This is a genomic window from Streptomyces sp. DG2A-72 (assembly GCF_030499575.1).
In the GTDB taxonomy this organism is placed as follows: Bacteria; Actinomycetota; Actinomycetes; order Streptomycetales; family Streptomycetaceae; genus Streptomyces.
In genome coordinates this window covers 2,893,658-2,915,004 of the sequence record NZ_JASTLC010000001.1, presented here as the reverse complement: position 1 = coordinate 2,915,004, position 21,347 = coordinate 2,893,658, and the positions used below count along the sequence as shown (strand labels likewise).

At 69.2% G+C, this 21,347-nt stretch carries 20 protein-coding genes; 7 read left to right on the top strand and 13 right to left on the bottom strand.

Annotation, left to right across the window (positions count from 1 at the left end):
• The first annotated feature begins 18 nt into the window (after positions 1-18).
• On the top strand, positions 19-411 hold the full coding sequence (locus QQY66_RS13985) for a hypothetical protein (RefSeq protein WP_301979671.1): 393 nt from the start codon (positions 19-21) through the stop codon (positions 409-411).
• Positions 412-425: 14 nt separating this feature from the next.
• Here the strand turns inward: QQY66_RS13985 and QQY66_RS13980 are convergent, their stop codons facing one another.
• Positions 426-1,097, bottom strand: a complete 672-nt coding sequence (locus tag QQY66_RS13980) for an O-methyltransferase (RefSeq protein ID WP_301979670.1) — start codon at positions 1,095-1,097, stop codon at positions 426-428.
• A 255-nt stretch (positions 1,098-1,352) separates the two neighbouring features.
• On the opposite strand from QQY66_RS13980, the gene QQY66_RS13975 reads away from it, so the two are divergent.
• Positions 1,353-3,392: a bifunctional glycosyltransferase 87/phosphatase PAP2 family protein gene (locus tag QQY66_RS13975; RefSeq protein WP_301979669.1), complete on the top strand. Its 2,040-nt coding sequence runs from the start codon at positions 1,353-1,355 to the stop codon at positions 3,390-3,392.
• 13 nt (positions 3,393-3,405) lie between these two features.
• Here the strand turns inward: QQY66_RS13975 and QQY66_RS13970 are convergent, their stop codons facing one another.
• The 3 genes from QQY66_RS13970 to QQY66_RS13960 are packed head-to-tail and all read right to left on the bottom strand — an operon-like array spanning position 3,406 to position 5,792.
• Complete coding sequence (locus QQY66_RS13970) at positions 3,406-4,503, bottom strand: two-component regulator propeller domain-containing protein (protein WP_301979668.1); 1,098 nt, start codon at positions 4,501-4,503, stop codon at positions 3,406-3,408.
• Positions 4,496-5,347, bottom strand: a complete 852-nt coding sequence (locus QQY66_RS13965) for a hypothetical protein (RefSeq protein WP_301979666.1) — start codon at positions 5,345-5,347, stop codon at positions 4,496-4,498. Before QQY66_RS13965 ends, QQY66_RS13970 begins: the two co-directional genes overlap by 8 nt.
• Positions 5,348-5,393: 46 nt before the next feature.
• Positions 5,394-5,792 (bottom strand): ATP-binding protein, encoded by a 399-nt coding sequence (locus tag QQY66_RS13960; RefSeq protein WP_301979664.1) that lies wholly within the window; start codon positions 5,790-5,792, stop codon positions 5,394-5,396.
• A 74-nt stretch (positions 5,793-5,866) separates the two neighbouring features.
• On the opposite strand from QQY66_RS13960, the gene QQY66_RS13955 reads away from it, so the two are divergent.
• Positions 5,867-6,715, top strand: coding sequence for a helix-turn-helix transcriptional regulator (locus QQY66_RS13955; protein ID WP_301979662.1), 849 nt, complete (start codon positions 5,867-5,869; stop codon positions 6,713-6,715).
• Positions 6,675-6,950 (top strand): DUF397 domain-containing protein, encoded by a 276-nt coding sequence (locus QQY66_RS13950; protein ID WP_301979660.1) that lies wholly within the window; start codon positions 6,675-6,677, stop codon positions 6,948-6,950. Before QQY66_RS13955 ends, QQY66_RS13950 begins: the two co-directional genes overlap by 41 nt.
• Positions 6,951-7,036: 86 nt before the next feature.
• On the opposite strand, the gene QQY66_RS13945 is transcribed toward QQY66_RS13950, so the two are convergent.
• On the bottom strand, positions 7,037-8,206 hold the full coding sequence (locus QQY66_RS13945; protein WP_301979658.1) for a steroid 3-ketoacyl-CoA thiolase: 1,170 nt from the start codon (positions 8,204-8,206) through the stop codon (positions 7,037-7,039).
• A 453-nt stretch (positions 8,207-8,659) separates the two neighbouring features.
• Here QQY66_RS13945 and QQY66_RS13940 point away from each other — a divergent pair, with 453 nt between their 5' ends.
• Together QQY66_RS13940 and QQY66_RS13935 are read left to right on the top strand one after the other, a co-directional pair.
• Positions 8,660-9,895 carry a cytochrome P450 gene (locus QQY66_RS13940; protein WP_301979656.1) on the top strand — a complete coding sequence of 412 codons (1,236 nt, stop codon included), beginning with the start codon at positions 8,660-8,662 and terminating at the stop codon, positions 9,893-9,895.
• 184 nt (positions 9,896-10,079) lie between these two features.
• A complete protein-coding gene (locus QQY66_RS13935) occupies positions 10,080-11,201 on the top strand; it encodes an amidinotransferase (protein ID WP_301979654.1) in 1,122 nt (373 codons plus the stop codon).
• Positions 11,202-11,214: 13 nt separating this feature from the next.
• Here the strand turns inward: QQY66_RS13935 and vanX are convergent, their stop codons facing one another.
• From vanX to vanH, 3 genes are read right to left on the bottom strand one after another with little or no spacing between them, the layout of a single operon-like run.
• Positions 11,215-11,826 (bottom strand): D-Ala-D-Ala dipeptidase VanX, encoded by a 612-nt coding sequence (gene vanX / locus QQY66_RS13930; protein ID WP_301979652.1) that lies wholly within the window; start codon positions 11,824-11,826, stop codon positions 11,215-11,217.
• Complete coding sequence (gene vanA-Sc, locus QQY66_RS13925; RefSeq protein WP_301979651.1) at positions 11,823-12,863, bottom strand: D-alanine--(R)-lactate ligase VanA-Sc; 1,041 nt, start codon at positions 12,861-12,863, stop codon at positions 11,823-11,825. Before vanA-Sc ends, vanX begins: the two co-directional genes overlap by 4 nt.
• Positions 12,856-13,842 carry a D-lactate dehydrogenase VanH gene (gene vanH / locus QQY66_RS13920; RefSeq protein WP_301979650.1) on the bottom strand — a complete coding sequence of 329 codons (987 nt, stop codon included), beginning with the start codon at positions 13,840-13,842 and terminating at the stop codon, positions 12,856-12,858. Before vanH ends, vanA-Sc begins: the two co-directional genes overlap by 8 nt.
• Before the next feature lie 189 nt (positions 13,843-14,031).
• Between vanH and murF the strand changes: the two genes are divergently transcribed.
• Positions 14,032-15,375, top strand: a complete 1,344-nt coding sequence (murF, locus tag QQY66_RS13915) for a UDP-N-acetylmuramoyl-tripeptide--D-alanyl-D-alanine ligase (protein ID WP_301979649.1) — start codon at positions 14,032-14,034, stop codon at positions 15,373-15,375.
• 266 nt (positions 15,376-15,641) lie between these two features.
• On the opposite strand, the gene QQY66_RS13910 is transcribed toward murF, so the two are convergent.
• The 5 genes from QQY66_RS13910 to QQY66_RS13890 form a co-directional block, all read right to left on the bottom strand.
• A complete protein-coding gene (locus QQY66_RS13910) occupies positions 15,642-16,754 on the bottom strand; it encodes a peptidoglycan bridge formation glycyltransferase FemA/FemB family protein (protein ID WP_301979648.1) in 1,113 nt (370 codons plus the stop codon).
• Positions 16,755-16,979: 225 nt separating this feature from the next.
• Positions 16,980-17,399 carry a transglycosylase SLT domain-containing protein gene (locus QQY66_RS13905; RefSeq protein WP_301979647.1) on the bottom strand — a complete coding sequence of 140 codons (420 nt, stop codon included), beginning with the start codon at positions 17,397-17,399 and terminating at the stop codon, positions 16,980-16,982.
• A 336-nt stretch (positions 17,400-17,735) separates the two neighbouring features.
• Positions 17,736-18,545, bottom strand: a complete 810-nt coding sequence (locus QQY66_RS13900) for an ECF transporter S component (protein ID WP_301979645.1) — start codon at positions 18,543-18,545, stop codon at positions 17,736-17,738.
• Entirely contained in the window at positions 18,542-20,224 is a 1,683-nt protein-coding gene (locus QQY66_RS13895) for an ABC transporter ATP-binding protein (RefSeq protein WP_301979643.1), read from the bottom strand. The genes QQY66_RS13900 and QQY66_RS13895 overlap by 4 nt, the downstream gene beginning before the upstream one ends.
• Positions 20,221-21,345: an energy-coupling factor transporter transmembrane component T gene (locus QQY66_RS13890; protein WP_301987304.1), complete on the bottom strand. Its 1,125-nt coding sequence runs from the start codon at positions 21,343-21,345 to the stop codon at positions 20,221-20,223. The genes QQY66_RS13895 and QQY66_RS13890 overlap by 4 nt, the downstream gene beginning before the upstream one ends.
• Positions 21,346-21,347: the final 2 nt, after the last annotated feature.

The window sequence follows — 21,347 nt, the reverse complement described above, 5'->3', positions numbered from 1 at the left end:
ACTTCACGAGGAGCGCACGTGCTCGAACTCACCATGGCCGCCGTTTCCGCGGCGGAAGCGGGCGCCACGGCCGGCATGCTCATGGCCGACGCGCCCAGTGACCCGGGCGCCGTGCTGCGGGTGGGCCGGGACAAGTCGGTGTGCAGGCTGTCGACGCCAGATGACTGGCTGTTCGTCTCCCGGGTCCACCTGGAGTTCCTGTGCGGACCGGACGGCAGCTGGCAGGTGACCTGGCTGCGCGGCTCGCAGCCCGATCCGTCCTCCGAGGTGCGACTGACGGCCGGCGGGCATGCCCAGCCGCTGGGCTACGGCGGGACGGTGCCGCTGCCGAGGGGCGGCAGCGGCGAGCTGGTCATCGTGGACCGCACCGCCCCGCGCAGCGTCAACGTCGGCTTCTACCACGAGGCTTGAGCGCCGGACAGGCCCTACGCGAGCACGCGGGCCAGCGCGAAACCGTCGTAGCCCTTGCTGCCGACCGTCTGGATCGCGGTGCCGCTGAGCCTCGGGTGGGAGCCGATGAGTTCGAGGGCGGTGCGGGTGCCCCGGACGTCCGGGGAGGTGTCGTCGGCGTCGGCGACACGGCCGCCGCGGACGACGTTGTCGACGATGATCAGGCTGCCCGCGCGGGTCAGCTTGAGCGCCCACTCCACGTAGCCCGGGTTGTTGGCCTTGTCGGCGTCGATGAAGACCAGGTCGAAGGGGGCCGGGTTCTCGTCGGCGAGGTGGGGCAGCGAGTCCAGGGCCGGGCCGACCCGTACCTCGACGAGCTTGTCGAGGCCCGCGCGGGCGATGTTGCGGGTGGCGACCTCGGCGTGTTTGGGGCTGTACTCGAGCGAGATCAGGCGGCCGTCGGAGGGGAGCGCGCGGGCCAGCCAGATGGTGCTGTAGCCGCCGAGCGTGCCGATCTCCAGGATGTTCCGGGCGCCCTGGATCTCGGCCAGGAGCTGGAGCAGCTTGCCCTGCGGCGCCGTGACGTTGACATGCGGGAGCTCGGCGGCCTCGCTGTCGCGCAGGGCGGCGTGCAGGGCGGCGTCGTCCGGTGAGAGGTGGGTGGAGAAGTAGAAGTCGACGTCGTCCCAGCGCTGCGACTCGCTCATGCGCCTGCTGCCTTCCCTAGGGCTGGTCGGAAAGAACCGCGGTCGGGTTCCCTGCCAGTGTGATCCATATCGCGTCCCGCGGAGGCAACCTCCCCTCCCTCGCACTATCGTCTTCCAGACAAAAGAAGAGGGGACGTCAGGTGAAGCCGGGATGGCCTGCGTCCTTCTCCGGGGGCGGTGCGAGCCCCACAGGGTTCGCAAAGGGTCCTCACACGTGAGACGCGTGGGGCGAACGGGGCGGGAGGCCGACGAGGCGTGGCGAATGCGGAACACACAGGGCGACCGGCGGGTGCGTTCGGAGCGACAGCCATCGGTACGGCCAGGGCACGCCTGCGCGCGGCCCGCCTGGGTTTGTGGCTGGTCGCCGCGATCCTCGCCGTACGGCAGGTGGCCGTCGTCCTCAGCACCCCGCGCGGAGAGCGGCTGACGGACCTGGAGACCTGGGTCGGCGACAACGGTGTCCTGCACGTCAATGGCTCGCTGTACGACTCGACGCAGTTCACCGGCACCCCCGTCGTCGGCCTCGTTCTCAAGCCCCTCACCCGGTCGGCCGAACAGGCGCTCGGCTGGGGCTGGACCTTCGGCACCCTGCTGCTGGTCGTCGCGCTCGGCCTGGTCGTGGCCCGCGCCCTGCCGAAGCCCGTGACCTGGCGGGCCTCCATCCTGGCCGCGCCGGTCGCGATCAGCCTGCTGATGCTGTCGCTGCCGGTGCGCAACGCCTTCTGGCTCGGCCAGACCGGCATCATCCCCGTCCTGCTCGTCCTGGCCGGCTGCTTCGCCGTCCGCGGCGAGCGCGCCAGCGGCGTCCTGATCGGCTTGGCCGCCGCGCTCCAGCCGGCGGTGCTGCTGTTCACCCCGCTGCTGTGGTTCACCGGCAGACGCCGGGCCGCCCTGTCCACGGGCGTCACGTTCGCCGCGTGCACGGCGCTCGCATGGGCCGCGATGCCGCACGACTCGTACACCTACTGGGTGCACCACATGGCGGGCGTCGGCCTCGGTGGCGCGGCCGACGACCTCGCCAACCAGTCCCTGCACGGCGCGCTGCTGCGGCTCGGGCTGTCCGGTCCGCTGGAGATCGGACTGTTCCTGGCGCTCGGCACGACCGTCGCCGTCCTCGGCCTGCGCCGCGCCGTGCGCTACGCCCGCGACGGCCAGCTGCTCCTCGCGGTCGCGGTCACGGGCTGCACGGCGATCGCGGTCTCCCCGACCACCTGGCAGCACCAGCTCCTGTGGGTGCTCCTCGCGGTCGTCGGCCGGGTCGGCAAGCGGGCCTCCGACCGCTACGTCTGGCCGGTCGCCGTGGTCATCGTGATGACGCTCCCGGCGAAGATGCTGCTGCCGAACATGTCGGCGGTGTACGCGCTCCGCGACAACGTGGTCCTGATCGCCGCCGTGGCCGCCGCCACCGCCATCCCGTTCCTGTCGAGGACGTCCCCGTACTACCGCGCACCGATCCCCACGGAGTACGCCCCACCCGTCCCGGCCCGCTTCAAGCGCGTCCCCCTCCTGCCGTTCCTGCGCCGCGTCCTCACCCGCCCGAACCTGCTCCTTGAGCTGCTGCTCATCCGCGTCACCTACGCCGCCTACCAGAAGGTCCGTCTCGCGGCGACCGGCGGCAGCAACGCGGAGGGCCGGGCGACGGCCGAGCACCACGGCGACCAGATCCTGTCGCTGGAGCGGTTCCTGCACATGGACATCGAGCACTGGGCGAACCACGCCGTGGTCAAGGTCGACTGGCTGCGGGGCTTCTTCGACTTCTACTACACGTCGTTCCACTTCGTGGTCCCGCTGAGCGTGCTGGCCGTCCTGTACTGGCGCCGCCCGGTCGACTACCGCTGGGCCCGCGCGTCCATCGGCCTCACGACACTGCTGGCCCTGGTCGGCTTCTGGCTGTACCCGCTCGCCCCGCCCCGCCTGATGCCGGGCCTCGGCATCATCGACACCGTGCACGGCGTGCAGGACTTCTCCAAGCCGGACTACGGCACCCTGACCGCGCTCACCAACCAGTACGCCGCGATGCCGTCGCTGCACTTCGGGTGGTCCCTGTGGTGCGGGCTCGTCATCGCGATCATCGCGCCGAAGTGGTGGATGAGAGGGCTGGGGCTGCTGCATCCGTTCTTCACGCTCACGGCGATCGTGGTCACCGGGAACCACTGGATTCTCGATGCGGTGGGCGGCGCGATGGTGGTCGGTGCCGGGTTCGGGCTGGCGTACGTGTTCCAGGGGCCGCGGGCGCGGATGGTGAAGGAGGCCGCTGTCGGGGAGGAGCGGGAGCTGGTGAAACCGGGCGCCTGAACCGGCGCCGCGGTCACTCGCCGGGCAGTTCCCTTCTGGAGCCGGGCTGCAGGTATCGCCGGGTCGCCTCGGCGATGTCCTGACGGCTGTCGCGCTTGCGGGCCCGGCTGATGCCGCCCGCGTCGGGCGCGTACGGGTACGTGCCGAACCAGAGGTTCCCGTCGCGGTCCTGCATGATCGCCCGCACCAGGTTCTCCACCAGGCCGTTGTCGCGGGTGAACGACTCCCACGCCGTGCCGTCGAAGCGGCTGACGCCCCCTTCGGTGCCGAACCACATCTTGTCGTCCCGGTCGATGAACATCGCGTAGACCCGGTCGTCCACCAGACCGTCCATCATGGTCATCCGGTGCCAACCGCGGCCGTCGTAGACCGAGATGCCGTCGAGCGTGCCGAACCACATCCGGCCCTCGGGGTCCTCGAACATCGAGTAGACGCAGTCGTTGATCAGCCCGTCCCGGCGTGTGAACCGCTGCCACGACGAGCCGTCCCAGCGGCCGACGCCGGCGCCGCGTCCGTGTTCGTAGGTGCCCACCCAGATATGGCCGCGCGAGTCCTCGAACACCTTCAGGATCTCCAGGCTCGGCAGGCCGTCCCTCTTGGAGACGGAGTGCCAGCGCTGCCCGTCGAACCGGTGCAGACCGCCGCCCGAACTGGTGGCACGCCAGCAACCCACCCACAGGTTCTGCTCGCGGTCGAAGCGGATGTTCAGGATGCTCTTGCCGGTCAGTCCCGCGTTGACGAACCTGCCGGTCTCGTCGTCGAGGCGGTTCAGCCCGGCGTTCGTCCCGGCCCAGATCGTCCCCCGCGCGTCCTGGGCGAGGCAGGTCACCGCGTCACTGGCGAGCCCGTGCCGCCGGTCGTAGACCCGCCATGTGCCGTGCTCGTAGAGGGCGAGACCGCCGCCCCAGGTGCCGGCCCAGACGCGTCCGGCGGAGTCCTGGAACAGGTCGTAGATCCAGTTGTGCGGCAGCCCGTTCGCCGTGGTGAAGGAGTCCCACTCCAGGGTTTCGGCCTGCTCGTCCTCCTTGAGGAACTCCCTCATCAGGTCGCGTACGTCGCTGCGGGCCGTGGGCCCGCGGGACGACCAGCGGCGCAGTGATTTTTCATTCATCGGCGGTCCCATCCGATCCGTCGCGTGCGCTGTCGAGGAGTGCTTCCAGACGGCGGCGGAGTTCCAGCACCTGTTCGGCCTCCTCGTCGATGGCCCGCCGGATCTGCTCGTTGCGCTGCCGCATACGCAGCCGGGTCTCCTCCGGGTTGTGGACCTCGGCGTCGGTGACGTGCCGCCGGACGGACCGCAGCCGCTCGTCCAGCCGCCGCGCCGCCGCCCGGTACTCGCTCAGCCGGGCCGCGGCCTCCTCCTGGAGCACGGTCCGCCCGGCGTCGTCCTCCGCGCCGATCTCGCCCCGGTACTGGATGACGAGGGCCTCCATGACGACGTGGTCCTTGGCCTTGTACGCGGAGTACGCCACATCGAAGACCGCGAAGGAGGCGTCCGAGGTGTCGGCGTGGACCGAGGGCAGGACGATGCGCTTGAAGTCCCGGACGATGCGTTTGCGCGCGGCGTCGTCCAGTCCGTCGTCCCCGTCTGCGATCGGCTCGTCCTCGGCGTCGGGGACGGCACCACGGCGGGCCGTCTCCGCCGCGTCGTCCGGCTCGGCGGTGAGCACGGCGTGGACGTAGTCCTCGATCTCCTGGGCGCTCTCGTAGCCGTCCCGCTCGATCCTCGTACGGATCCGGTCGAGCTCCGCCTCCAGACGCCTGCGCTGCCCGATGATGTCGTGCAGCTGCTGCGCGGCATGCAGCACCTGCGTGCTGAACGTGTCCTCGAACTCCCGCATCCGGCCGGACAGTTCGATATACGCGGCGAGCGCGCGCACGACCTGTTCCCGCACTTCGTTGGTCGCCTGGATCAGGGCCGCGGTGGTCTCAAACCTGGGGACAAGTCTGCTCACGCCCTAACTCAACCGGTCACTGCTCGGGACCCCTCCCGAAAGCCACTCATCCGCTCGGGTTACGGCACTCGAACCACACGGTCTTGCCGCCGTCCGCTCGCCGGTCCACCCCCCACTTGTCGACCACCGCATCCAGCAGCACCAGCCCGCGCCCGCCCTCCGCCTCCGGCGGCAGCTCACTCCGCAGGGAAAGCAGTCGGGAGCACCCGTCGGACACCTCCACCCGCACTCCGGCCCCCGCCTGCCGCAGCACCACCAGCTGGCATCGCCGGTCCGGAACATGCCGTACGACGTTGGCGACCAGCTCGGTCACGGCCAGTTCGGCTGCGTCGGACAGCTCCGCCATCTCCCACTCGTGCAGCAGCGAGCGGACGATACGGCGGATGTGGCGAGCCGAGTGTGCGCCGACGGTGAGGCGCATGGCGTACTGGATTGGTTCGTTCACACTACGAGGTTGGCCTGGCGCGACTACTGTGGGCTACCGAACGGATACAACTGGCTCTGCAGTGGGGGCTGTTAGTGACGCACATCAACGTTCTGGATCCGGGAGCCTCGCCGCTCGACTACTACGGCTTCGAGCTGCGCCGCCACCGAGAGGTCGCCGGCCTGACGCAACGCCAGCTCGGCGACATCCTCAACTACACCGGCTCGATGGTCGGCCAGATCGAAACGGCCCGGAAGCTGCCGACGCCGGAGTTCAGCCAGCGGGCGGATGCGGCGCTGGAGACGGGCGGGTTGCTGTACCGGCTGGTTGATCTGGTGCTGCGTAGTCAACTTCCGGCCTGGTTTCAACAGGTGGCGGAACTCGAAGTACGGGCCACGGAGATCGGCACCTTCCAGACGCACATGGTCCACGGCCTCCTCCAGACCGAGGCATACGCCCGTGCCGTCCTCAGCGTGCTGGACGAGACCAACCTCGATGACCGCACCGCCGTGCGACTGGCTCGTCAGCGCATCTTCGAGAAGGAGGAAGCGCCGGTCTTCTGGATGATCGTCAGCGAGGCTGCGCTGTACCAGGAGATCGGTGGCCGTGAGGTCATGCGGAACCAACTCGCGCATCTGTTGGGCTTCGAGAGCAATCCGCGGATCAATGTGCAGGTGTTGCCGTTCTCGGCGGGTGCGCATGCAGGGCTGCAAGGCTCATTCAACCTCTACCGCTTTCCCAGCGACCCGACCATCGTCTACACGGAGGGCTACGGCAGCGGGCACCCCACCGCCAACCCGGACACCGTCAAAGACTGCTCGCTCCGTTACGATCATCTTCAAGCCGCCGCGCTCTCCCTCAGGGATTCGGCGGACCTGATGCGGCGGGTAATGGAGGAACGCTATGGCGAGCAACGCGATTCCGACGGGCATCCAGTGGCGTAAGTCCAGCTACAGCGGCGACCAGGGCGGCGATTGCGTCGAATGCGCGCCGCTCGGGCCCCTGGCCTGGTGCAAGTCGACGTACAGCGGTGACCAGGGCGGCCAGTGCGTCGAGATCGCCGAAGCCCCCTGCGCCACCATCGCCATCCGCGACTCCAAGAACCCGGCGGGACCGATGCTCACCCTCGATCCCGCCGCGTTCACCACCTTCCTCTCCTGGACCGCAGCCGCCGACTGAGCAGGACGGGCGAAGTCCACTCCGGTTCGGCAGCGCCCCTAAGGGGCGCGGGGAACTGCGCGACCAGCCACGACGGCGCCGCGGATTTACAGCCGCTGAATGATCGTGCCGGTGGACAGCGCGCCACCCGCGCACATGGTGATGAGCGCGAACTCCTTGTCCGCCCGCTCCAGTTCATGCAGCGCGGTGGTGATCAGGCGGGCCCCTGTCGCGCCCACCGGATGCCCGAGCGCGATCGCACCGCCATTGACGTTGACCTTCGCCAGGTCCTGATCGAAGACCTGGGCCCAGCTCAGCACTACGGACGCGAACGCCTCGTTGATCTCGACGATGTCGATGTCCTTCAGCGTCATGCCCGCCTTGCCCAGCACCGCACGCGTCGCGTCGATCGGTCCGTCGAGGTGGAAGTGAGGGTTGGCGCCGACGAGGGCCTGGGCGACGATCCGGGCCCGGGGGCGGAGTTTCAGCGCCCGCGCCATCCGCTTCGACGCCCACATGATGGCGGCCGAACCGTCCGAGATCTGCGACGAGTTGCCCGCCGTATGGACGGCCGTAGGCATGATCGGCTTCAGCCCGGCCAGCGCCTCCATGGACGTGTCGCGCAGCCCTTCGTCCTTGTCCACGAGCCGCCACATGCCCTGTCCGGCCCGCTGCTCGTCCTCGGTGGTCGGCACCTGGACGGCGAAGGTCTCCTTCTTGAACCGCTCCTCGGCCCAGGCGTTGGCGGCCCGCTCCTGGGAGATGAGCCCGAGCGAGTCGACGTTCTCCCTCGTCAGCCCACGATGGCGCGCGATCCGCTCCGCCGCCTCGAACTGATTGGGCAGGTCGACGTTCCATTCCTCGGGGAACGGCTTCCCGGGCCCGTGCTTGGACCCCGACCCCAGCGGCACACGCGACATGGCCTCGACGCCGCAGCTGATGCCGACGTCGATGACGCCCGCGGCGACCATGTTGGCCACCATGTGGGAGGCCTGCTGGGAGGAGCCGCACTGGCAGTCGACGGTCGTGGCGGCCGTCTCGTACGGCAGGCCCATGGTCAGCCACGCGGTCCGCGCGGGGTTCATGGACTGCTCGCCGGCGTGGGTGACGGTGCCACCGGCGATCTGCTCGACGCAGTCGGCGGGGATGCCGGTGCGGCCGAGGAGTTCACGGTAGGTCTCGCCCAGGAGGTAGGCGGGGTGGAGGTTGGCGAGCGCACCGCCGCGCTTGCCGATGGGGGTGCGTACGGCTTCGACGATCACGGGTTCCGCGGCCATGGGGGTGGGTCCTCTCCGTGGGCCTGTCCGGCGGATCAGGCCTGGGTCGCGGGGCCTGGTGCGCACATCTGCCGCGTTGTCGTCAGTCGCCGACGCTCCGCGTCGACTCCCTCCTCCGCCTTGCAGCTGCACGCACCAGGCCCCGCTCACCCGTGCTTCTTCGGGCGCCCTGGGCCGAGGCCGGCCTGATCCGCCGGACAGGCCCGGTTACCCGCGCGGCGCGGGGGCGTCCCGGCCAGCCCGCCACGCAGAACTAGTACGCGTTCTAGTTCTGTCTGCAGTTTGCTGACACGCCGTCCATTGCCGCAAGGGTCGTGCAGCCTCCGAAGTTGCGATCTGCGCGAGTTCTGCACGCAATTGGACGTGCCGTACCCCTTGCTACTTGTAGAACCCGTTACTACCTTCACGGCGATTCCCCGTTACTGATGGACCGTCAGATGGCCGGAGCCGCCGATGTCCTGTCCAGCGCTTCCCGACGGGTTCGACTTCACCGACCCCGATCTGCTGCACCACCGAGTGCCCCTGCCGGAGTTCGCCGAGCTGCGCCGGGCCGAACCGGTCCGCTGGATCCCCCAGCCGTCCAACCTCGCCGGTTTCCAGGACGAGGGGTACTGGGCCGTCACCCGGCACGCGGACGTCAAGTACGTCTCCACGCACCCCGAGCTCTACTCCTCCTACCTCAACACCGCGATCATCCGCTTCAACGAGCACATCGAGCGGGACGCGATCGACGCCCAGCGCCTGATCCTGCTCAACATGGATCCGCCGGAGCACACCCGGGTCCGCCAGATCGTCCAGCGGGTCTTCACGCCACGCGCGATACGGGCGTTGGAGGACCGGCTGAGGGCGAGGGCGGGCTCCATCGTGGCGGAGGCCCGCGCCCACCCCGGCCCCTTCGACTTCGTCACCTCCGTCGCCTGCGAACTGCCCCTCCAGGCCATCGCCGAGCTGATCGGCATCCCGCAGGACGACCGGGCCAAGATCTTCGACTGGTCCAACAAGATGATCTCGTACGACGATCCGGAGTACGCGATCACCGAGGAGGTCGGCGCCCAGTCGGCCACCGAACTCATCGCGTACGCCATGAACATGGCCGCCGATCGCAAGGAGTGCCCGGCCAAGGACATCGTGACCACGCTGGTGTCGGCGGAGGACGAAGGCAACCTCCGCTCCGACGAGTTCGGCTTCTTCGTGCTGATGCTGGCGGTGGCGGGAAATGAGACGACGCGCAACGCCATCACCCATGGCATGCACGCGTTCCTGACCCACCCCGACCAGTGGGACCTCTACAAGGCGGAACGTCCCGCGACGGCCGCGGAGGAGATCGTCCGCTGGGCGACCCCGGTCAACTCCTTCCAGCGCACGGCCACCCAGGACACGGAGCTGGGCGGCAAGCAGATCAAGAAGGGCGACCGGGTCGGCATCTTCTACGCCTCGGCCAATCATGACCCCGAGGTCTTCGACAACCCCGACACCTTCGACATCACCCGCGATCCGAACCCGCACCTCGGCTTCGGCGGGGGAGGCCCGCACTACTGCCTGGGCAAGTCCCTGGCCGTCCTGGAGATCGACCTGATCTTCAACGCGATCGCCGACGCGATGCCGGACCTGCGACTGGTGGGCGACCCGCGGCGGCTGCGCTCGGCGTGGATCAACGGTGTGAAGGAACTCCAGGTGAGCCTGGCCTGACGCTCGGGCCGGCGGCTGCTCCCGGCGCGCCGCCGGCCCGTCCCGAGGGAGGCAGGAGCATCCCCCTACGCCCCGTTCCTGCCTCCCCCGCGACACCTCACCGGACGCCGCGGAGGCATGGCTCGCGGAGATTCGGCAACTCGGTGACCGAGCCTTTCCCTCCGTGACCGAAAGCGCCGGGAGTATGACCGCAACCTCCACCACCACCGCGCCCGCAGCGGAGCCCCTCACCTCCCCGGTCAGCTCCCACAACGAGTGGGACCCGCTGGAGGAGGTCATCGTCGGACGTCTCGACGGCGCCACCATCCCCTCCGGCCACCCGGTCGTGACCTGCAACATTCCGGGGTGGGCGGCGCGGCTGCAGGGGATGGCCGCCGGCCTCCGGTATCCGCGCAGGCTGATCGAGCCGGCGCAGCAGGAACTCGATGAGTTCGTCGCGCTACTGCGCTCCCTCGGCATCACGGTCACCCGCCCCGACCCGGTCGACCACCGGCGGCGCTTCGCCACCCCCGACTGGTCGTCGTACGGCTTCTGCACCACCTGCCCGCGCGACAGCCTCCTCGTGATCGGCGACGAGATCATCGAGACGCCGATGGCGTGGCCGTGCCGGTACTTCGAGACCCACCCCTACCGCACGCTCCTGAAGGACTACTTCCGGCGCGGCGCGCGCTGGACGGCGGCACCGAAGCCACAGCTCACCGACGCCCTGTTCGACCCGGACTTCCGTGTCCCCGGGCCCGGCGAGCCGATGCGCTACATCCTCACCGAGTTCGAGCCGGTCTTCGATGCCGCCGACTTCGTACGCGCGGGACGGGATCTCTTCGTCACCCGGAGCAACGTCACCAACCGCATGGGCATCGAGTGGCTGCGCCGCCATCTCGGGCCCGGCTACCGGATCCACGAGATCGAGAGCCGCTGTCGCACGCCGATGCACATCGACACGACCTTCCTCCCGCTCGCGCCCGGAAAGGTCCTGGTCAACCCCGAGTACATCGACGTGGACCACCTCCCCGACGTCCTGAAGTCCTGGGACGTCCTGATCGCCCCCGAGCCGGACCCGATCGACGAGCGCCTGCTCAAGGTCACCTCGATGTGCGGCAAGTGGCTCAGCATGAACGTCCTCATGCTCGACAGCACCCGCGTGATCGCGGAACGCCACCACACCAGGATGCTGCGCGCCCTCGAATCCTGGGGCTTCGAGCCGGTCCCGTCCGACCTGCTGCACTACGCCCCCTTCGGCGGCTCATTCCACTGCGCCACCCTCGACATCCGCCGCCGCGGCACGCTGGAGTCCTACTGCCTCTGACCACCGTTCAGCTTCACCCGCTGATGGGAAAGTCAAAGTAGGTGTCCGGATAAGGTTCGTCTTTGAGTGTGTAATGCCACCACTCGCAGTCGTATGCGCTGAAACCGCAGGCCTCCATGATGGAGCGGAGGTGTTGCCGGTTTCCGGCTTCGACTTGCGTGATCCCTTTTGCTCCATGATGCGAGATCGAATCCATCAGGTCGTGGCCACCACCCATGGAAGCAAGTTCGCCGGTAGCCAAGTGATAGAGCGTCAAGTCAACGGTGCTGCCCCGACTGTGGCCTGACTTGGCGGCCACATATCCTTTTTCGAACATCTCGGCTCGGTCGATGTGCGGATAGTGCCGTAGCTTCGTCCGGTCATCCTCCGGCTGTTCTGACCAGCGCAGAAAACAGTCCACGGCGCGCTGCGGGCGATATGCATCCCAGAGAAGCAGGCCGAAGCCGAGAGGTTCGGCCTTTTCCCGCACTCTTTCCAAGGCCGCGCACAAAGCCCTCGTGCCGACGATGCGATTTGCCAGGTATCCGTCCACGGGTTTGCCGGTGAAGTTGTCCCAGGTGGCGTACTTGGCATCCCAGCGTATGCCGGGCACAAACTCGTCCATGAAGACGAAGTCATCCTTCATCGGCTTTTCCCGGTCAATGCCAGTGACACCATCCGGTCGATCACTTCGGCAAGCGGCAACCCTGCGGCAGCCATCATCCTCGGATAACGGCTGTACGAGGTCATACCGGGCAGAGTGTTGACCTCGTTGAGGACTACTTCTCCATCCTCCTTGAGGAACATGTCCACCCGCGAAAGCCCTCTGCATCCCAAGGCGCGGTATACGGCCTTCGCTGTCTCCTGAACGAGCGATCGTGACTCTGCCGGAATGTCGGCGGGCACGATTGGAGTTGAGTTTTCGGAACCGATTTCAGGCTCGTGCTCCTGATGGATTCTGAAGAAGCCGTGCGAGAGAGCAATTCGATCCACCTCGCCAGCGACCAAATCCAGCTCGTTCCCCAGGATGGCGCATCCGATCTCGCTGCCGACGACAGCCTCTTCGATCAGGACCTTCGAGTCGTACCTCCTCGCGGTCTCCACCGCACTCAGGAGCTCATCTTTCCGGGACACCTTGCTGACGCCGAAGGACGACCCCGAACGGGCCGGCTTCACAAAGACGGGATAGGTGAGCCGGTCGGGATCCATGTTCTCGTCCGCCATGACGGTCCAGAAATTCGGCGTGGCGATTCCCGCGTTACCGGCGACGATATAGGCAAGGGATTTGTCCATGCACAGAGCGGAGCTTTGGACATCGCAGCCCACATAGGGGATGCCGGAGAGCTCCAGCAGACCCTGCACCGCACCGTCCTCACCGAGCTTGCCGTGCAGAACGGGCAGCACGACGTCCAGCCGGATCGTTTCGTATCGCCCCTGCTCCAGAACGAGCAGTCCGTGCACGCCGCTGTCCGGCGACAGCACGACCGGACGGCGACTGCCGTTATCCCCGCTCAGGTCAGGGCCGTCACAGAGTTTCCACGCACCGCTCTGCGTGATTCCGATATAGAACGGTTCATACTTCTCGATGTCGAGGTTTCGGGCAACCTCCTGCGCGGACTTGACGGAGACGGGGTGCTCTTCGGAAGAGCCTCCGAATATGATTCCGACCTGCAACCTAGCCATGCTGGTTCCCGCTTTCGAATTTCAGGCAGTTGGTGAGGGAGTTCTCGACCGTGTCGCTCAGGGCGTGGTCCGTGTAGTAGGCGGTGTGCGGGGTGATGAGCACGTTCGACAGCTCTTGCAGCCGCAACAGCGTTTTGCTCTCGATGGGTTTGTTTCGGCAGTCGGCGTAGAAGATTCCCTCCTCTCCTTCCAGGACATCCAACGCCGCACCGCCCAATCTGCCGCTTTCCAGTGCCGGCACAAGGGCCTCTGTGTCGAGCAGTGGACCGCGTCCGGTATTGATGACGAACGCACCGTGTTTCATCCGCTCGATACGCCGACGGTCGAGGAGATGGTGCGTATCCGCGGTGAGCGGTGCATGGAGCGTCACGATGTCGCTCAGCCGCAGTAGCTCATCCAGGGGAACGTAATCGGCGGCGGCGATCCTGGCGTTGTTGTCATGGGCCAGTATTCGACAGCCGAAACACTGCAGGCGGTCCACGACGGCTGTGCCGATGCGCCCTGTTCCGATCACCCCGACGGTCAGGTCGCGCAGTTCTTTACCGCGTACATCGTTCAGTCTGTAGTCATGCAGGTCCGTGCGGCGGACAGTGGATTTTGTGTTCCGTATCGCCATCAGCATGAGCATCAGCGTGTAGTCGGCCACACTGTCGGGCGAATAGGCGACATTTTCGACGGAGATACCGACACGGTCCGCGTATTCCATGTCGATATGGTTGTAGCCGATGCTCCTCGTGGAGATGTACGCGACGCCGGCCCGTCCGAGCGCAAGAAGCGTGGAATTGGCGATCCGGGTCTTATGGCTTACGCTGATGCACCGGTTTCCGTAGGCCAGTTCAATATTGGCTTCGGACACCGCCGCCGCCGTGATGGTCGGTATTACACCGAAGCGGGGTGCCATCTCCTGGAACAGAACGGCCTCGTCCTGCCCGCATCCATAAACTGTGATTCCCGTCGCCGGGACGGCCGAGGAGGTCATACCTCCAGTGAAGGCAGTGCGGTGTTGCGGGCACGTATGAGTTTTTCGATATGCCGACGATACATTACCGGCCGGTAGCATATCTTCGGCATATCGAAAGTCGCATACACGTCGGCAACATCACGCCACCTTCACTGGGGGCATGACCTACAGCGAACCAGCCTCCGTCAGCCCCCACGGCGTCCGCTCATGATCCCGCTCAGCCTCGGCGAGATCGCCGCGGTCGTCGGCGGGAAGATCGCGGGCGACGGCACCTTGACGGTGACCGCGCAGGCCGTGCTCGACGGCCGGCAGGCCGAGCCGGGCGGCCTCTTCGTCGCCTTCGCCGGCGAGCACACCGACGGCCACGACTACGCAGGCCAGGCGGGCCGGGCCGGCGCGGTGGCCGTGCTCGGCTCCCGGCCCACGCCGCTGCCCACCGTCGTCGCCGAGGACGCCCGGGCCGCGCTGCAGGCGCTCGCCGCCCACGTCGTGGCCCGGCTGCGCGACGGGCTGACCGTTGTCGGGCTGACCGGTTCCCAGGGCAAGACCGGGACCAAGGACCTGCTGGCGGCCGTGTTGTCGAACACCGCGCCGACGACCGCCACGATCGGTTCGCTCAACAACGAACTCGGCGTGCCGCTCACCATGCTGCGCGCCGACGCGGCCACCCGGTTCCTCGTCCTTGAGATGGGAGCCCGCCACATCGGCGACATCGCCGAGCTCACCGGCCTGGTCGCGCCCGACGTCGCCGTCGTACTCAACGTCGGCCAGGCCCACCTCGGCGAGTTCGGGTCGCGCGCGGCCATCGCCAAGGCCAAGGGCGAGCTGGTGCGGGGGCTGACGCCCGGCGGCACCGCCGTCCTCAATGCCGACGATCCCCGGGTGGTCGCGATGCGCTCGCTCACCGACGGTCCGGTGCTGACCTTCGGCCGGGCGGCCCACGCCGACGTGCGGGTGCTCGACCTGTCGCTGGACCGGCTCGGCCGGCCGTCCTTCACGCTGCGGACCGCCGACGCCTCGGTTCCCGTCGCGCTGCCGCTCGTGGGCGCCCACCAGGCGCTCAACGCGTCGGCTGCCGCGGCGGCGGGGCTGGCGGCCGGCGTGTCCCTCGACATGGCCACGGCAGCGCTGGCCACCGCCTCGCTGTCGAAGTGGCGTATGGAGCTGCGCGACCTCGCCGGCGGCGCGACGCTGCTCAACGACTCCTACAACGCCAACCCCGACTCGACCCGCGCCGCCCTGGACGCGCTGGCGGCGATCGAGGGCGGGCGCCGCATCGCCGTCCTCGGCGAGATGCTCGAACTCGGCGACGACAGCGAGGCCGAGCACCGCGCCGTCGGGGAGTACGCCGCCTCCCGGGCCGACGTGGTGGTGGCGGTCGGCGAGGCCGCCTGGCCGATCGCGGACGGCGCGGGAGAGCGGGCGGTGGCGCTGGCCGACAACGACGCGGCCGTCGACTGGCTGCGCGGCCACCTCGCCGCCGGCGACGTGGTGCTCGTCAAGGCCTCCCGAGGGGCGCGTCTCGACGAGGTCGCCGCCGCGCTCGCGTAGTTCGGCGGGGTGAACCAGCAGATCCGCGTCGCCCTGCTGTTCGGGGGCCGCTGCCCGAAGGCCGCACAGCGCCGCCCGAAGGCCGCACAGCGCCGAAGGCTCCGGTGGAGGAATGGACGCTCGACGACGTGATCACCCTGCCGGGCGGCCGCCGATCGAGCGGTGCCATCCAGGAGCGCCGGGGGGCGAGGACGAGCCGGCTGCCGTCGTAGCGCTGGGCGACCTCGGGCAGCTTCTCGTAGCCGCCGCGAGCATGAGATCCAGGCTCATCGCCCGCGCCGCTTCATGTAGAGGTCGAAGGCCCGGTAGACCATCGGCCGCAGTGGCAGGTCCCACTCGCCGACGTACCTCACCGCCTGACCGCCGGTGCCGACCTTGAACTGGATCAGCCCGACGTGCGGGTCGTCGGCGTCGAGGGTGGGGGTGATGCCGCGCAGGTCATAGACGTCGCAGCCGGCCGCCAGCGAGTCGCGGATCATCGCCCACTGGCAGGCGTTGGAGCCGCGCACCTCGCGCTTCTCGGTGGAGGAGGCGCCGTAGGAGTACCACGCGTGGGCGCCGACGCGGACCAGGATGGCGGCGGCGACCAGGTCGCCCCGGTGGCGGGCCAGGTACAGCCTGATCCGCTCGGGGGCCTCGGCGCTCAGCGCAGCGAACATGGTCTCGAAGTAGCGCAGCGGCCGGGGTGTGAAGCGGTCGCGCTCGGCGGTGTGGACGTAGAGGTCGTGGAACGCCTTCAGGTCCTCATCGACCGTGACCTCGACCCCCTCCTTGGCCGCCTTCTTGATGTTGCGGCGCCAGAGCTGGTTCATGCCCCTGAGCAGGTCGTCCTCAGTCCTGCCGGCCAGCGGAATCTCGTACTTGAACTGCGGATGGCCGACCCCGAAGCCGTCCTCCGGGCTCTGCGGCAGCCAGCCGGTGTCCCGGAGCCGGCCGGTCACGCGGGCACCGACCGGGTCGGCCCACTGCCCGGACATCTCGGTGAGCCGCTTGATGCCCGGGTCGGAGATGCCCTCCTTGACCTGGGCGGCGCTCCAGGTGTTCGTGCACACCGGCGGGCCGAGCCGGATCGCGAACGCGCCGTGTGCCTTGAGATGGGCCGCCAGCGGGTGGAGCCACGCATCGATCTCGCCGGTCCAGTCGATGGCCGGGCCCTCGGACAGATAGGCCAGCGTGAAGCGGTCGAGCCGTGGCACCGGGCGGTGCAGGACGAGCCCGGCACCGACCAGCCGCCGGCCGTCGTACCAGCCGAGGGACTCGCTGCGCCACTCGGTCTTGACGCGGCCCCACGCCGGGGTCTGCAGGAAGCTGACAGACCGCTGCGTCCGCACGAACGCCAAGTGCTCGGCGGCGCTGATCCGCCCGACGGTCAGACCCACGCCCGCGCCCCCGAACCCTCGGTGGCGCGCGGTGCGGCCTGGGCTGCTGTTCGTGCTGCTTCGCTGTAGGTCATGCCGCCAGTCAAGGCAGCGCGGTGTTGCCGGCACGTATGCGGTTTTCGATACACCGACGATATGCGGCACCCGCACACGCAGCGGGTACGGCGAAGGCGGCGGCCCCGGGGATCGAGGGGCCGCCGCCTTCGCCTGCTGTGGGGGCCGGGGTCAGTACCAGCCGTTGGCCTGCCAGAAGTTCCAGGCGCCGACCGGGCTGCCGTAGCGGTCGTTCATGTAGTCCAGACCCCACTCGATCTGGGTCTTGGCGCTGGTCTTCCAGTCGGAGCCGGCCGAGGCCATCTTGGAGCCCGGCAGGGCCTGGACGAGGCCGTAGGCGCCGGAGGAGGCGTTCATGGCGTCGACGTCCCAGCCGCTCTCGTGCTCGACGATCTTGCTGAAGGCGTTGTACTGAGCGGCGTTCGGGATCATCTGCTTCGCGATCGCCTTCGCCTGGGCGGCGGAGGAAGCGGGCGCCGCGTGCGCCGGGGCCGCGGTCAGGACCAGGCCGGTGGCGGCAGCGGCCACAGCGGCGGTCGTGAGGGCCTTCTTCGGGGACGCGATGCGGCGAGCGATGCGGGAGACAGACACGGAGAACCTTTTTCTTCGGGGACAGTGCGCCGCGGACATGCCGGTGCCGCACGGAGGCGGTGGGGACATGCGTCGGCGCCGCGGCCCTGAGGGCACGTCGGCGCCGTGCGACGTCATCCAGAGAAACAGGCCGGGAGGCGGTCCGCAATGACCCCTTTTACTAGTTGTGGTCGCATCTGGGATGATCGTGGCCTGTGTGACGTGGCTCTCTATGTGCAGGTCAGAGGGCGGAATGGCGTGGGCATGGCATCCGATTTGTCCGACTAGGTGGGATCGTAGGTGATCTGAGTCATGTGGGGTGGTTCACCGCCTCGCTGACAGACGGTCCACGCCCTCTCACCCAGCGGGAGCGTCGAATGTGACCGGCGCCTCGAAAGCCGCCCGTCGCGTGGCCCGGCGCAGTGCCCTGAGGATCACCGGGCCGAGCGTGACCGTGAGGGCGACCGTGACGAGCGCACGGCCCAGGTCCCAGCCGAGCGACGTGGCCGCGCAGTACGCGATGAAGCGGGCCAGGTTCGCGGGGACGGCAGCGTTCGGGTCGAAGGCGATGTTCGAGGCGAGCGCACCCATGAAGGGCCAGCCCGCCAGGTTCATCACCGTGCCGTACGCGAAGGCCGCCAGGAATCCGTACGCGGCGAGGAGGACGATTTCGGTACGGCCCCGCAGGCGCTCGGCGCCCGGCAGCAGCCCCGCACCCATCGTGAACCAGCCCATCGCCAGCATCTGGAACGGCATCCACGGGCCCACCCCACCCGTGAGCAGCGCCGACGCGAACATGGTCACCGAGCCGAGGACGAAGCCGAAGCCGGGGCCGAGGACGCGGCCGCTCAGCACCATGAGGAAGAACATCGGCTCCAGGCCGGCCGTCCCGGCACCCAGGGGGCGCAGGGCCGCACCGGTCGCGGCGAGCACGCCGAGCATCGCCACCGCCTTCGGGCCGAGCCCCGACTCGGAGATCGTCGCCGCCACGACCGCGACGAGGAGCACCAGCAGGCCCGCGAACAGCCAGGGGGCGTCCTGGGCGTGAGCGCTGACCTGGGAGGTGGGCGGCGCGAGGAAGGGCCAGCCGAAGGCGATCACTCCTACCGCGCTGACGAGGGCGAGGGCGGTGAGGGAGCGGGGGCCGAGGGGGACCACTCGTGTCATGCCAGGGCCTCCCTCACCTGCGTGACCGTGAGCCACCGCTGTGGGGCCAGGATCTTCGTGACCTGCGGGGCGAAGGAGGGGGACGACACGACGACCTCCGCCGTCGGGCCGTCGGCGATCACCTCGCCCTCTGCCAGGAGGACGACCCGGTGGGCGAGTTCGGCGGCGAGTTCCACGTCGTGGGTGGCGAGGATGATCGCGTGGCCCTGCGCGGCCAGTTCGCGCAGGAGCGTGACCAGGCGGGCCTTCGCCGCGTAGTCGAGGCCGCGGGTCGGCTCGTCGAGGAGCAGGAGTGAGGGGCGGGCGGTGAGTACGACCGCCAGCGCGAGCGTCAGACGCTGGCCCTCGGACAGGTCGCGCGGGTGCGTGTCGTCCGGGATGCCGGGGAGGAGTTCGGAGATGAGGGTGCGGCAGGTGCCGGGCGCTGCGCCGGCGTCGGCGTCTGCGGCTGTGCACTCGCCGGCGACTGTGTCGGCGTAGAGGAGGTCGCGGGGTTCCTGGGGGACTAGGCCGACGGCTCCGCCGGTGGTGACTGATCCCTCCGTGGGTTTCACGAGGCCGACCAGGGTGTTGAGGAGGGTGGATTTTCCGGCGCCGTTGCGGCCCATGAGGGCGATGGTTTCGCCGGGGACGACGGTGAGGGTGATGTGGTGGAGGGCGTGGATGTGGTCGCGGGTTACGGAGAGGGCTTGTACGTCGGCTGCGTAGGGGGATTGGGGGGTGGTGATGGTGCGTTTGCGTCGGAACCAGCGGTGGGGGGTGGGGTCGCCCAATGGGGTGGGGGGTGTGGATTGTTGGCGGGTGCGGGTTTGTTGTGGCTGGTCGCGCAGTTCCCCGCGCCCCTTGGCGGCGAAGCCGTCCCGTTCCTCAAGCTGTTCCCGTAGGTCCGCCGCCCGCCTGCGCGCATCCCGCACCGTCAGGGGAAGTGGGGTCCAGCCCGCCAGGCGGCCCAAGCCTACGACGGGCGGATACACCGGTGATACGGCCATCACCTCCGCCGGGGTGCCGAGGATCGGCGGGGCGCCAGGGCCCGGCAGCAGGGCGATCTGGTCGGCGTACTGGACGACTCGCTCCAGGCGGTGTTCGGCCATGAGGACCGTGGTGCCGAGGTCGTGGACCAGGCGTTGCAGGACTGCCAGGACCTCTTCCGCGGCGGCCGGGTCGAGGGCGGAGGTCGGTTCGTCGAGGACGAGGACCTTTGGGTGGGGGGTGAGGACCGAGCCGATGGCGACGCGCTGCTGCTGGCCGCCGGAGAGGGTGGAGATCGGGCGGTGGCGGAGGTCGGCGAGGCCCAGCAGGTCCAGGGTTTCCTCGACCCGGCGGCGCATCACGTCCGGGGCGAGGCCCAACGACTCCATGCCGTAGGCGAGTTCGTCCTCGACGAGGTCCGTCACGAAGTGGGAGAGCGGATCCTGGCCCACCGTGCCGACCACGTCGGCGAGTTCGCGCGGCTTGTGGGTGCGGGTGTCGCGGCCGGCCACCGTGACCCGGCCGCGCAGGGTGCCGCCGGTGAAGTGCGGGACCAGGCCGCTGACCGCGCCGAGGACGGTCGACTTGCCGACGCCGGACGGGCCGACGAGCAGGACCAGTTCGCCCTCGGGGACCTCGAAGTCGACGCCGCTGACGGTGGGTTCGGCCGCTCCGTCGTACGTCACGGAGACATCGTCGAAGCGGATCATGGATGTTCCTTCGGGGTGGGGACCAGGAAAGCGGGGAGCAGGCCGAGGAGTACGGCTGCCGCGGGCCAGAGGGGGAGGGTGGGGGCGACCAGGGGGACGAGGCCGGGGTGGAGTGCGGCCGGGTCGTGGGTCGCGGCGAGGGTGAGGGCTGCGGCCACGGCCACGCCGGATGCGGTGACCAGCCAGGCGTGCGCGTTCCACGGGTCCGGGCGGTAGCGGGTGCGCGGGGAGCGGCGGCCACCGAGGTGGAGTCCGGCGAGGGCCGCGGCGACTCCGGCGAGCAGGACCGGGAGGCCGTACGTGCCGCCTTCGGCGGTGAGGAGTCCGTACGTTCCCGCGCAGACGCCGAGCAGGCCGCCGAGGGTGAGGGCGGTGGTCGTACGGCGGACGGCGGGCGGGACGTCGGCGGTACGGCCGTATCCGCGGGCGTCCATCGCGGCGGCGAGGGCGACGGAGCGTTCCAACGCGCCCTCCAGGACTGGAAGTCCGACGGTGGCGAGGCCTCGTATGCCGTTGTCCGGGCGGCCTCGCAGACGGCGGGCGGCGCGGCGGCGCTGGACGTCGGCGATGAGGTTCGGCGCGAAGGTGAGGGCTACGACCACTGCGACGCCCATCTCGTACAGCGCGCCCGGGAGGGACTTGAGGAGGCGGGACGGGTTGGCGAGGGCGTTCGCCGCGCCCACGCAGATGAGGAGGGTGGCGAGGCGTAGGCCGTCGTAGAGGGCGGCGAGGAGGGATTCGGCGGTGACCCGGCCGCCCAGGCGGATGCCTTGGGCCCAGTCGGGGAGGGGGACTTCGGGGAGGGTGAGGAGGGTGTGCGTGCCCGGGATGGGGGAGCCGAGGACGATCGCGAAGAGGAGGCGGATGGCTATGACGGCGAGGGCGAGTTTGACGAACGCGGTGTAGGAACGGGCGGTGGGGGTGTTGGCGCGGCAGGTGGCTACGACGTAGGCGGATGTGGCGATGAGGAGGGTGAGGAGGAGGGGGTTGGTGGTGCGGGTGGCGGCGGTGCCGAGGGAGAGGGACCAGAGCCACCAGGCGCCGGAGTGGAGTTGGCGGCGGGGGCGGTGGCGGGGGGTGGGTTCGCCCACCGGCACTGACCGGGTGCCGCCTGCGCCCACCC